Source organism: Clostridioides sp. ES-W-0016-02 (assembly GCF_020641035.1).
In the GTDB taxonomy this organism is placed as follows: domain Bacteria; phylum Bacillota; class Clostridia; order Peptostreptococcales; family Peptostreptococcaceae; genus Clostridioides.
This window is the reverse complement of the sequence record NZ_CP061361.1, coordinates 3,251,159-3,264,437: the sequence shown is the minus strand read 5'-3', so window position 1 is coordinate 3,264,437 and position 13,279 is coordinate 3,251,159. Positions and strand designations below refer to the sequence as shown.

General features: G+C 30.1%; 8 protein-coding genes and 1 riboswitch. All 8 genes read left to right on the top strand.

Going from position 1 to position 13,279, the window contains the following annotated elements; translation table 11 throughout:
* Nucleotides 1–11 precede the first annotated feature (11 nt).
* The gene (locus tag IC758_RS15315) at nucleotides 12–497 is read left to right on the top strand and encodes a phosphate-starvation-inducible PsiE family protein (protein ID WP_227482100.1); all 486 of its coding nucleotides are present in this window, start codon (nucleotides 12–14) and stop codon (nucleotides 495–497) included.
* Between the two features lie 77 nt (nucleotides 498–574).
* Nucleotides 575–1,696, top strand: coding sequence for a tRNA guanosine(34) transglycosylase Tgt (tgt, locus tag IC758_RS15310; protein WP_227434432.1), 1,122 nt, complete (start codon nucleotides 575–577; stop codon nucleotides 1,694–1,696).
* 133 nt (nucleotides 1,697–1,829) lie between these two features.
* Nucleotides 1,830–2,123: a preprotein translocase subunit YajC gene (gene yajC / locus IC758_RS15305; RefSeq protein ID WP_227434433.1), complete on the top strand. Its 294-nt coding sequence runs from the start codon at nucleotides 1,830–1,832 to the stop codon at nucleotides 2,121–2,123.
* Nucleotides 2,124–2,180: 57 nt separating this feature from the next.
* On the top strand, nucleotides 2,181–2,543 hold the full coding sequence (locus IC758_RS15300; RefSeq protein WP_227434434.1) for a TIGR04086 family membrane protein: 363 nt from the start codon (nucleotides 2,181–2,183) through the stop codon (nucleotides 2,541–2,543).
* Between the two features lie 65 nt (nucleotides 2,544–2,608).
* Nucleotides 2,609–2,752 carry a six-cysteine ranthipeptide SCIFF gene (scfA, locus tag IC758_RS15295; RefSeq protein ID WP_009891067.1) on the top strand — a complete coding sequence of 48 codons (144 nt, stop codon included), beginning with the start codon at nucleotides 2,609–2,611 and terminating at the stop codon, nucleotides 2,750–2,752.
* A 312-nt stretch (nucleotides 2,753–3,064) separates the two neighbouring features.
* Entirely contained in the window at nucleotides 3,065–4,954 is a 1,890-nt protein-coding gene (locus IC758_RS15290) for a cell wall-binding protein Cwp8 (protein WP_227851162.1), read from the top strand.
* Between the two features lie 502 nt (nucleotides 4,955–5,456).
* Entirely contained in the window at nucleotides 5,457–6,860 is a 1,404-nt protein-coding gene (locus tag IC758_RS15285; RefSeq protein WP_227835235.1) for a cell wall-binding protein Cwp9, read from the top strand.
* A gap of 204 nt (nucleotides 6,861–7,064) precedes the next feature.
* Nucleotides 7,065–7,150, top strand: a riboswitch (cyclic di-GMP riboswitch).
* A gap of 122 nt (nucleotides 7,151–7,272) precedes the next feature.
* Entirely contained in the window at nucleotides 7,273–13,203 is a 5,931-nt protein-coding gene (locus IC758_RS15280; RefSeq protein ID WP_227860564.1) for a M60 family metallopeptidase, read from the top strand.
* The last annotated feature ends 76 nt before the right edge of the window (nucleotides 13,204–13,279 follow it).

The window sequence follows — 13,279 nt, the reverse complement described above, 5'->3', positions numbered from 1 at the left end:
GGAGGGAATAGATGCATAGCTTACAAAAACAAAAAAAGAATAACCCTATATTAAAGATTGCTTTTATCTTTGAACGTGTATTAGCAGTAGTAGTTTTAATAGCAGTATTTTTAGGTACAATAGATGTATTAAGACTTATGTGGGGAGCATATATAGTTGATTTTCAAAACCCAGTACAATACAGTCAGCTTAATGATTTCTTAGCACAAATATTACTTTTGGTGATAGGTGTTGAGCTTGTAGTAATGCTATCACTTCATATACCAGGAGCATTTATTGAGGCACTACTATATGCTATAGCTAGAAAAATGTTATTGCTTCCTAAAAATGAAGGAATGATAGATGTTTTAATTGGAGTTATAGCTATTGCAGGACTATTTGCTATAAAAAAGTTTTTAGTAACAAAAGACAAGAGTGCTCTTAATATAACGAGTATTCATGATGAAGAAGCAATCAAAGAACAACAAAGTAAAGAAGATAAAGATAAATCTATTTAGAAAATATATTAGATATTTAGATTAGTGAAAATATATGTTATGAATAACTAGAAATAAAAATTATTAAGGAGATATTTATGTACGCAGTAAGATACGAACTGATAAAAACTTGTAAACAAAGTGGTGCAAGGCTTGGAAGATTACACACGCCACATGGGATTATAGAAACACCAATATTTATGCCTGTTGGGACTCAAGCAACAGTAAAGTCTATGACACCAGAAGAATTAAAAGAGATTGGCTCACAAATAATACTTAGTAACACTTATCATCTATATATGAGACCAGGACATGAACTTATAAAAAAAGCTGGTGGACTTCATGAGTTTATGAACTGGGATAAGCCAATACTTACAGATAGTGGAGGATTTCAAGTATTTAGCTTAGGGCCTTTGAGAAAGATAAAAGAAGAAGGTGTAGAATTTAGGTCACACCTAGACGGTTCAAAACATTTTTTAACTCCAGAAAAAGCTATGGAAATACAAAATGCGTTAGGTTCAGACATAATGATGGCATTTGATGAGTGTGCGCCATACCCAGCAGATAGAGAGTATGTAAAGAATTCATTAGAAAGAACAACAAGATGGTTAAAAAGATGTAAAGATGCCCATAATAATACAGACAAGCAAGCTTTATTTGGTATAATACAAGGTGGAATGTATAAAGATTTAAGAGAGCAATCAGCGAAAGAAATAACAAGCATTGATTTACCTGGATATGCGATTGGTGGACTTAGTGTTGGAGAACCAAAGCCACTTATGTACGATGTACTAGAACACACAACTCCATTTATGCCAAAGGACAAACCAAGATACTTAATGGGAGTTGGTAGTCCAGATGATTTAGTGGAAGGTGTTATAAGAGGAGTAGATATGTTTGACTGTGTTTTACCTACTCGTATAGCTAGAAATGGAACTGCAATGACTAGTCAAGGTAAAGTAGTAGTTAGAAATGCAACTTATGCTGAAGACTTTACTCCACTTGACCCTGAATGTGATTGTTATGCTTGTAAAAATTATTCAAGAGCTTATATAAGACATCTTGTAAAAGCAAATGAAATACTGGGTGCAAGATTGATAACTACTCATAATCTTCACTTTTTACTAAATTTAATGAAACAAATAAGACAAGCAATAATGGAAGATAGATTACTTGATTTTAGAAATGAATTTTTTGCAAAATATGGATATGAAATATAGGTTTTGCACTATTAATTATAATCATTTTAATATATAATATTCAATAGTACTCAAAGCTAAAGAAAGTAAATTGTTGTATAAACATTTATTACGATTTGCAAAAGAGTATAATTTACAAAGGAGTGAAAAATTAATGCCACAGCAACAAATAATGATGAGTATAGGTCTATGGGTAGTAGTAATTGCAATCTTTTATTTCCTAATGATTAGACCTCAAAAGAAAAAAGACAAACAATTGAAAGAAATGAGAAGTAGCCTAGGTGTAGGAGACAAAGTCATTACAATAGGTGGAATAGTAGCTAATGTAGCTAAAGTTGAAGATGATGTTGTAATATTAGAATTAGGACCAAACAGAACTAAAGTTCCATTTGAAAAATGGGCTATAGGGACAGTTCAATCTAGAAAAGAAGAAATAGAAGAACAGTAAAATAGTAATTTAAAAGCCTTTTCTCGAATATATATTAATTTGAGAGGAGGTTTTTTTATGGGAAAATCTAATTATATTTTTAAAGGTTTGGGATATGCATATATAATAACTTTGGCTGTTTTATTAGTGTATAACTTATTTTTGACATTTACAGATATCGGTGGAGATAATATAACTATGGTTGCATCATTTATAACTACTATTTCTGCAGCTATAGGAGGTTTTTACACTTCAAAACACATGCAAGAAAAGGGACTTATGTATGGGCTTTTAGTTGGACTTTTGTACATAGTGTGTATTTTTTTGACTGTGTTTTTAGCACAAGAGAGCTTCATATTTGAAGTAGGAATGATTTATAAGTTATTGCTTATATCAGCAGCAGGAGGTATTGGAGGCGTATTAGGTGTCAATTTTAAATAGAGTTTATATTAAAGTGGTTTTGTGATATAATCAATAGGAAACAATTAGAAATGGAGGCGTTGAAAATGGAAAATAAACATGTAAAAACTTTATCTCAAGCTACTTTAAAGCAAAGTGCTGCAAAAGGTGGATGTGGAGAGTGTCAAACTTCTTGTCAATCAGCTTGTAAAACTTCTTGTACAGTTGCAAATCAAGAGTGTGAAAGATAGAAAATTATTGATTTAGTTGTTTGTAAGAGGGTATCTCAAAATGGTTCTTTTATCATTAATGAGGTATCCTTTTTTATTTTTTGTCTCCATATAAAATGTTTAATATGTTTATAAAAAATAAGGTTTGACTTGTTAGTGTTTAATTTTTTATATATTCAAAATCTAACTTTTTATTCTTATATTTCTAATATATGCATTAGTAAATTATGTAAACTTATAAAATGTATTGATAAATAATATTATATATAATATTATCTATATGTGGGAAATACGAATATAAAAAATTAAATACAATATTCGGAGGACATAAATATGTTAAGTAACAAAAAGAGAAGTATGGCAATAGTAATGGCAGGAGCTACAGTTATGAGTGCAGCAGCACCAATATTCGCAGACAACACTGTGTCAGAAAATGTTGATAAAAATTACACAGTAAGTGCAAAAGATTCTACTAAACTAATCGAAGAGGTTAGAAAAGCATTAGAGATTAAGTTTGAAGAGACAAAAGCAGGAGCGAATGTAAATGATAGAGTTTATGATATAAAAGTAGATAATGTAAACTTAACTAATGCAACTCAATTACAAAACAAGATAAACTCATTAGTAGAAGGACAAAGTTTAAAAGTTACTATACAAGATAAAGGCCATCAAACTATAGGTGGAAAAGTAGTTGACTATAAAATTGAAAACTACAAAACAGCTCAAGAAATAGTAGATGCAGTTAATGCTTTCAATGCAACTTTAGCAGAAGATTCTGATAGCAAGTTAACAGCAACTATAAAGTCTACTAGTACAGTTGAAGTAAAAAGAGCAAAAGATTCAAAAAATACAATTACAGTAAATGTAGGAGACCAACATTTAGACTTTGCAAAACCAGTAACATCAGAAGAAGGTACTTTTGAAGGATATGAAAAGCGTTACAGCGATATAGAATCAAAAGAATTACATACAATAACAGTTAAAAATGCAGATTTACAAGACATATCAGCAGAAGATTTATTTGATGGAGTTAGATTAACTACATTAGGTAGAGAAATAGTTAATAAAGTTAAAAATGGATATACTTTAACATTTGAGAATGAAGCAATACTTACTCAAGAGCAAGAAGATAGTGATGATAAAGATAAGCCAGAAAAGTCAAGCTTTGATATGGTTTTAAGTAAGACAAATGAAAAGCCAGAAACAATAAGTGTATCAAGTAAAAACCATAAATTAGTTAGAGATTTACACAAAGTACTAACTGATGTAAAAGACGGAAAAGAATTAAAAGTAGAAGTTTTATCTGGAGATTCAAGATTTACAACAGCAGTAGAAGTTAGTAAGGAAAGATTCAAAGATGGAGAAGCAGATTCAATAATTTTAGTTGGAGAAGATGCTATAGTTGATGGATTAGCATCAGCACCACTTGCATCTCAAAAAAATGCACCAATACTATTATCTAAAAAAGATTCATTACCATCAGAAATAGAAGCTGAGATATTAAGAGTACTTGGAAGTAACTTATCTTCTAAGAAAATATATATAGTAGGTGGAGAATCTAAAATATCAAAAGAAACTGAAGAAAAACTTTCTAAATTGGGTGTAAGTAAAGTTGAGAGAGTTTCTGGAGATGATAGATTTGAAACTTCTTTAGAAATAGCAAAACAATTAAAAGATACATTTAAAACTGCATTTGTAGTAGGTGGAAATGGAGAAGCAGATGCTATGAGTATATCTGCTAGAGCTGCTCAATTTGGAGCTCCAATAATAGTTACAGGTAACGAGTTAGATGCAAGTGCTGAAAAATTATTAAAAGGAAAAGAATTAGAAATCGTTGGTGGAGAGAATTCTGTATCAAAAGAAGTTGAAGATAAATTAGTGGAAATAGATTTAAACAACAAAGTTGAAAGACTAGCTGGAGAAAACAGAAAAGATACTAATGCTAAAGTAATCAACAAGTACTATGCAGGAGCAACTAAAGCATATGTTGCAAAAGACGGTTATGTAGGTGGAAATGGACAATTAGTTGATGCACTTACAGCAGCACCACTTGCAGCTAGTTCAAAAGCACCAATAGTATTAACTACAGAAGAACTTTCTAAGTCACAGGAAGAAGTAGTTGAGTTAAGACTTAAAAATGCTACTAAGTTAGTACAAATAGGTGAAGGAATAGCTAAAAATGCTATTGAGAAAATAGCAGAAAAAATAAACTTATTTAAATAAGAACTAATAGTATATAAAAATTGATATTATAAGTTTGTTTAGATAATATAAAATTTCTATAATGTACATTTATACAAGATGCTTAGATAAGATATGATGTCTACAATATAAAATATATACAAATAATGAAATAAAAAGAATAACAGTAAAGAATAACAACAAGGTATCTCATTTAGATTTAATTTGAGATACCTTGTTGTTTTATTTTTTGATTATAATACTGTAAAATTCATATTATAAAAAAATTATTATAAATGATATTGTTTATAATGATTAAACATCTTATTAACATATATTATTTTGAATTTATTACTTAATTAAATAAAATAAGTTATAATGTTTTGAATTTACGGAGAATAAAGACTTTAATTATAGTATTTGAGTTATATGGATAACTATGGTATTATATATAAAATATGGTAACAAAACTGTAACTTTTTATTGAGAATGGATAAAATTATTGATAAAAAATACGAAAAATATATTGGGGGTAAATAATAATATGAAGAATAGTAAAAAGATATTAGCTATAGGACTTACACTATCTTTAGTAATGGTAAATACTCCTATAGTAAATGCGTTGACATCCGTTGAACAAATAAAAGGTAATGACAGGTATGAAACAGCAGCAAAAATAGCAGATAAACAAAGCTATAATACAGCAATACTAATTAATTCAGATAATAGCTTGGCAGATGGTCTTAGTGCAAGTGGTTTAGCTGGAGCTTTAAATGCGCCTATTTTAATGACAAAACAAAATCAAATTCCAAGTACTACTATGGAAAGACTGAACAAAGCAAACACTGTATATATAATAGGTTCAGAATCGACAATAAGTAAAAATATTGAAAATCAATTACTTTCTAAAAAGAAGGTTGTACAAAGAATATTTGGTGAAAATAGATTTGATACGAGCGTAAAAATAGCTGAGAAAATTAAAGAAATCAAGCCTATTGATAAGGTAATTATAGCTAATGGAGTCACAGGAGAAGCAGATGCGATAAGTGCATCACCAGTAGCGGCAAGAGATGGAGTACCTATAATACTTACAGATGGAAATAGTGTAGGGTTTGATACTACAGGATTAAAGAGTTATGCACTTGGTACTAGTGAAATAATAAGTGATGAATTGGTCAAAAGTACAAATTCTGTTAGGTTAGGTGGAACAGATAGATTTGACACCAATAAGAGAGTTATACAAGAGTTTTATAAAAACAGTAAAGAGTTTTACTTAAGCAAGGGTCTACAATTAACGGATGCATTAGTTGCTTCTACAATAGCAAAAAATGCTCCTGTAGTATTAGTGGAAAATGGTAGCAATAAGAGTGTTTTAAGTGGAGCAGATAAACTTACAGTACTTGGAGGGATAAATCAGAATGTAATCAAACAGTGTATAAATCAAGCTTCTCCAAATCAACAAGGACTATATTATAATCCAAATGATAGAGCATTTAAGGACAGAATAAAGGGAAAAGTGTATGCTCATATAAGACAATATAGAAAAGAAAACGGAGTAAAAGAGTTATCTGTAGCAAGTAGATTAGAGGGATTAGCAAATGATTGGTCTAATTTAATGGCAAATAAGAAGACTTTATCTCACACAATAAATGGCAAAAACTCATACTCTACTTTTCTAAAGTACTTAGATTGGAGTGAGATTAAATCTGGATATGTTGCAGTTCAAGGTGAAAATATAATTAAATATAAAATTCCAGATAAACCCGTTTATACAAATAGAGATGCAGATGATATAGGAAATTTTATTTTCAATGAGTGGAAGACAAATCCTGAAGAAGGTACCAATATGCTACATAAAGGATATGAAATAATGGGATTTGGAATAGCCATAACGGGGGATAAGACTATATACGCAACACATGAGTTTTATGGAAGATATAAAGAATAAATATTTGTTATGATTTAGGCATCTTACAAAATGTAACTACACACAAAATGATAGCTGTGAGAAAATAATATATAAATAATAAAATTATAATGGAAAATAACATTTATATTAATACAATAATATAAATGTTATTTTTTTAAAAATTTAGTGAAAAAATTGTATCAAAAAGTTTAAATATGGTATAAAATGGGTAAGAAAGTAGTGAAAATTAAATGGCAAAATTAGGGAAACTTAATGACGCAAAACTATAGGGGTTAAAGCTTTTAAAGCCATATCAGCCAGTTGCTAAAAAGAGTAAAGTCTTTTTATTTTATAATTAAGATTCTCTTTGAGTGTCTTTTTTTATTGTCTGAAACTATAGTATTTAAATTCATGAGAAATTAGAAATTTATTGAGGGAGGATTGTTGTTTCATGAAAAAAGCAATATCTTGTGTACTAGCAGTATCAATGTGTAGTGCACCACTAAACGTTTTTGCAGAACCTATCTTAGAGGGGAAGTTAAGGGCAGTTGAAAAATCAGTTACAGAGAAGTTAAAGGGGAATCTTGAAGTAGATTTAAATTTTTCACTTCCAATAAAAAATAATGAATCAGAAAGTATAACTAATACACAATTGGAATTAAAAGATGATAGTAATAACAGTGGAATAATAAAGCTTGGAGAAAAAGATTCAGGAACATTAAATATTGGGGCAGATAACATAGAGTATACTATAAAAAAACTATCTGCAAGTAGAAGTGAAATAAAAAATAAAGATGAAAATATATCATATTATAATATTGTATTTAATAATTTACCTGTTGGAAAATACAATGTAGAAGTCTCTGGAGGAGGATTCAAGAGTAAGGAAATTAAGGACATTGATATATCAAGTTATTCACAAAGAGTTTTGTTAAGTAATAGAGCAAGTGTAGATGATAAAAATAAACCTCTAAACTATGAACTATTCTTGATGGGTGATGTGAATAATGATGGGAAAGTTGATAAGAAGGATTATGAGGATGTATTGAAAAATATAAACTCAAATAAAAGTGAATATGATTTAAATAGAGATGGAAAGGTAGATATTGCTGACTTAGACTATGTTCAGAAAAATTTAGGGCAAAGTGAAGATGAAAAAAGCCTAGAGAGTATAGTATCTACCAATCCTATAGTAGATACAAGTAAAGTAACATTAGAAAAAAACAGTGATACAAATATTCAAGGTACTGTAGAGGATTTATTCAGTGGAGATAATAGTGGAGTTAAAATATCTCCAGCAAATGCAGATGATAAGATATCAGAAGAAAAACCAGCAGTAATGGATATAGCTTTATCAGAAGCACTTGATATGGAAGTCATAAATATAAAAGCACCTGAAGGGAATGCTCCAGCAAAAGGAATAGTTGAAGTTACAGATAAAGATGGTAATGTTCAACAGATTCCTTATGAAAATAAAGAATATGTAGAAACTTTAAAAGAAGAGCAGAAGCAAGAGGAAGTAAATAATGAGCAAGAAGAAACAAATAATAAAGATGAAAATATAGAGCAGTCTGACAATAATTTAGACAATAATCAAGAAGAAAAAAATGATAAAGAAGATTCAAATACAACTGATAAAGAAAACAACGATAAAGAAAATTCATCAACAGATAAGTCTGATTCAGACAAAGATACATCAAAACAAGAAGACAATATCAGCAAAGATGATAATTCTACAACATCTACATATGGTAGGTCAGCAGTAGAAACATATGCAGAAGTTCAAAATAGTGATATAGTAATAAATCTTGGTAAACAAGTAGCAGTAAAAAAGATAACAATAAAAATAACAGCTACAACAGCAAATGATAGAAATCTTGCAGAAATATCTAAAGTTGAATTTTTAAATAATGTTTATAAAGAAATACCAAAACCAGATATGAATATACCTAAAATCAATAAAATATCGACTAGTACTGCTGTTGGAAACGAAAAAGTATCTTTTTATTGGAATAATGAAGTAAATGTATCTGCATATGAACTTGTATTAGATACGATTGACAGTAAAGGAAAAGTACTATCGACTAAAAAATTACAAACGAGTAAAAACACTATAGATGTAAGAGATATACAAGCATATGGATTATATAGAGTGAGCATACAGTCTTTAAATGGAGATTGGGCTAGTGGATATAAAGAGGCAACAGCAGAAAACTTAGATGGAGTCCCAGAAAATGTAGACTCAAACTATAAGCCTATACAATTTAGTCCAGACAGTATAATAGAATTTCAAGTTGTTCCAGATACAAAACCAGAACCACCAGAAGGTATAAATGTCAAAGGTAGATTTAAGGCTCTTGATGTAAGCTGGAAAAATCATAAACAAGCTAAAGACTTTGATTTATATTATAGAGAAAAAAGTTCTAATGGCTCTTGGATAAAATATAATGACAAACTTATTCGTGGAACAAGTTTAAAAATAGAGGGGCTTAAGGATAATACAACATATGAAGTTAGAATGACAGCTACGAACCATTTAGGTACGAGTGGAATGTCTAAAACATATATAGGAACAACTGAGAGTGTTGATGCTCCAACAACACCTAACTATAGACTAATTAATACTCCTAAGTTAGATGCAGGTTTTGGGATACCAACAAATCATATAGTAGATGTTACTTATCCAGCTGGATATGATAAAAGTGAATATAGTGACAAAAATCCATTTAATAAATTTAATATAGTAGATGGAGATTTTACAACACATTGGACATTCCCAAAATATAATGCTGCTGAGGGAACAAATAGAGGTCCAATCATAACTTTTGATAAAGCTTATACGATGGATACTTTTATGGCTACCCCTCGTTTTGATGTTTCTGATAAGACAATCAATGACTTTGAAATAAAATACTGGGATGAAAATGGTCAAGTACATAATTTAGGAGATGTACCCTTTGAAACAAAAACAGACCCTGTAAATAATAATATATATGTAATGGTAAGATTAAAGGAACCAATAAATGCTACTAAGATACAAGTAAGTGTTTGTTCTTCTTATTCATATAAGTCTAATATATCAGAACTTAAATTCTATGAATATGACAGTATAGAAAAAGATGTAAGAAATCTATTTGTAGATGACTTACAAGTTGAATTAAAAGAAGATGTAACTCAAGAAAAAATAACAGAATTAAAAGATAGAATTAGTACTCCTGATAAAGTGAGTGGGGAATATCATCCATACAAGACAATTATTGATAGAGAATTAAAATTAGCTCAAGACTTATATAATGATAGAGCTACACTTGCTGATGTAACAACTGTAAATCAAGATATAAATGTTTCAGGAAAGTATAAAGATAAGAGTGGAAACTATACTGTTAAGTCCAATAATTTAGGTATGGGAAATGACTGGCAAGCATTGGGTGTAGCTGCTAGAGCTGGAGATGAAATCACAGTATATGTTGGAAGTAAAAGTGGTAGAACTCCTAAGTTAATATATACACAATACTATGGAGAGTCGGGTGCATATAAGAGTGGAGAAATAAATCTTAACACTGGTAAAAATGTAATTCAGTTAAGTAAGCTTCATAGTCTAGATGTAGAATGTGGAGGAAGCTTGTATATAAGATACCCTTATGATGCTCCAAGTGGTGGAGATATAAAAGTACGTGTAGCAGGAGCTACTAAGATACCACATCTTAACTTAAATGGAATGATAAATGATAAGAGCCCTGAAGGAGTTTCTGCATCTAAGAAAAAGATAAGAGCCTATATAGAAGAATTAGCTAAATATAAGAATGATATAAAGGGAGAGCCATATTATCCAGGAACGAATATTGGCAATTCATATGGATATTCAGAAACAACGGGTGTATTAAACACTACAGATATTGAAAGTGATAAAGTTACGTTAAATGTTCCTGCAACAGCTGTATACCAAGGAATATCAAGTGGAAATTCTGATTTAAATACACAAGTAGATAGATTATACAGTAGTATGCTTGCATGGGAACAAATAATGGACTTAATATACTCAGAAAGAGGAGTATTTAAGACACAAGATTTAGATGGCAATGGAACTATAGATGATAATGAATTTGACATAACTAAAAATGATATGGCTCCTAAATCTCGTATGAATATAAAATATCAAAGAATGTTTATTGGAGCATTTATGTATGCTTCTGGTTTACATGTAGGAGTAGAATACGGTTCAGTTCCAGGACTTATGAATGGAGTACCTTTCCAAATAGATGCTACTGGAAAAGCTACAGGAGGAAGTTTGTTTGGATGGGGAATAGGTCATGAGATAGGACATGTTACAGACATTGGGAAGATGACATATAGCGAAACTAGTAACAATGTACTTGCTTTACTTGCTCAAACATTTGATGATAAGACACATTCAAGACTTGAAGGTTCAACAATGGACAAGATATATGAACATGTAACTTCAAACAGTGTAGGTATACCAAGTAATGTATTTGAGAGACTTGGAATGTTGTGGCAACTACATTTAGCTTATGATAATGATTTTACTGGTTCAATGCTAAAGAATAACTCAGACGCTGATTTAAGCAATGACACATTCTATGCTAAGATTTCAAGAAAATATAGAGCACTTTCAAGTGATGACCCAATAAATAATTTACCAAAAGACCAAATGTTAGTAGCAATGGCATCAAGTGTTGTTGAAAAAGATTTAAGAGATTACTTTAAAGCATGGGGAGTAGAAATTACACCAGAGTTAAACAGTATAATGGATGGTAAAAAGTACGAAAAAGAGTCTAGAAAGATACAATATATAAATGATGAAGCTAGAAGAAAGATTTTAAATGAAAATATATCTAGTATGGCAGAAGATACTAAAGTAAGTGCTGGTTTTGCTGATGGAGTACAAAGTGGTTCTCTATTTAAATCTAATAAAATATCTATAGACCTAGATGTTGACAAAGACAAAGACAAGATATTGGGATACGAGATAATAAGAAGTGATGGAAACTACTTAGATGGTGAAAATGGAACTCAAGTAAAATATAGAACAGTAGGGTTTGTAGATGCAAAAGGAAATAGTCAAGCTAAATTTACTGATAATATATCTCCTCTTAATAATAGAGCATTTACATATAAAGTAGTTGCATACGATTATCATCTAAATCCAACAGATGAGTTTGAAATTGGTACTGTAAAATTATCAGATGAAGGAAAAATAAACAAATCAGCATGGTCATTTATAACAAACACTGTTTCTGATGATGATGTTAGAACTGAAAATGACTCACATGGACCATTACAAAATCCAGAGATTGATAACATCAAGGATAATGATGCAAGTACTACATATAAAGGAAAAAGAATAAGTAAAGCTGAGTGGAACAAAGACCCTCAAAAAGACCCAGATATAAATGTAGAAGAAAATCCATATATAATAGTAGATATGAAGGAAACATTACCTATAGTAGGGCTAAAATATACAAAGCCAAAAACTGAAGCTAGAAAGTTCTCATTAAAAGGATTATTCAACCTTAGAAAGGATACTAGTACAACATACAATCCTTTAACTAATTACAAAATACAAGTAAGTAATGATAAAAAGAATTGGGAAGATGTTAGCCAAGGAACTTTTGAATATGGACAAGACTTAGTTGGTGGAGGAAAAGACCAAGATAATGAAGCTAGAGTTACATTTAATAAAGATGGTAAGCTTTGGACATACCAAGCTAGATATGTAAAACTAATATCAAACAATAAGTCTAATATAGAGGTTGCAGAACTTGATGTAATAGGACCTCCAGGTGACAATATAGAGATTGGAACAGTAAATAGTGTAGACCAAACTCGCACTAATGGAATTGGAAAATTAGCAGAAGACTATGTATATCAAAAGGATGACACTAATACGAGTGAAGATGAAACAGCTAAGATTCCAGCAGGTTCAATAGTAATTACAGGTGAATACAGTGGAAATCCAGCATTTAATTTACCATTACTTATAGATAAAAATAATAAAACTATCTCTGGGGAAGCACTTTTATTTGCAGAGGTACCAGAAAAAGGTGAATTAGGTGAAATAAGCAAAGGTACATGGGTTTACTATCTGCCAAAAGAAAGCTTTGATTCTTTAAGTGATAAAGTTAAGGCAGAATTATATAGATATAATGACCTTCAAGGAGATACTCCAATAGGTCAAAGATTTGTAAGTGATACAATGTATGTACCTGTGGAAGCTAAAACTTATGATGAGTTAAAGACGATAAGTCTTACTGATAGTAATAGTAAAGCGAGAAAAGCTACAAAGAATACTATTGATGTTAGCAATAAGAAGGTTATATCTATAAATAATAAAGTAAAAGGTAATATTGTCAGAGATAAATAAGTAATAGAAATCTAAAAAAAACTAAACATGCTAGTGCCAATAGTGGATATTTAGTAGGATTAGGTACTAGAAAAGT

Excerpts from the sequence above, each read along its gene's own strand:
- IC758_RS15315 (WP_227482100.1), top strand. The coding sequence starts at position 12 with ATGCATAGCTTACAAAAACAAAAAAAGAATAACCCTATATTAAAGATT.
- IC758_RS15285 (WP_227835235.1), top strand. The coding sequence starts at position 5,457 with ATGAAGAATAGTAAAAAGATATTAGCTATAGGACTTACACTATCTTTA.
- IC758_RS15300 (WP_227434434.1), top strand. The coding sequence starts at position 2,181 with ATGGGAAAATCTAATTATATTTTTAAAGGTTTGGGATATGCATATATA.
- yajC (WP_227434433.1), top strand. The coding sequence starts at position 1,830 with ATGCCACAGCAACAAATAATGATGAGTATAGGTCTATGGGTAGTAGTA.
- scfA (WP_009891067.1), top strand. The coding sequence starts at position 2,609 with ATGGAAAATAAACATGTAAAAACTTTATCTCAAGCTACTTTAAAGCAA.
- tgt (WP_227434432.1), top strand. The coding sequence starts at position 575 with ATGTACGCAGTAAGATACGAACTGATAAAAACTTGTAAACAAAGTGGT.
- IC758_RS15280 (WP_227860564.1), top strand. The coding sequence starts at position 7,273 with ATGAAAAAAGCAATATCTTGTGTACTAGCAGTATCAATGTGTAGTGCA.
- IC758_RS15290 (WP_227851162.1), top strand. The coding sequence starts at position 3,065 with ATGTTAAGTAACAAAAAGAGAAGTATGGCAATAGTAATGGCAGGAGCT.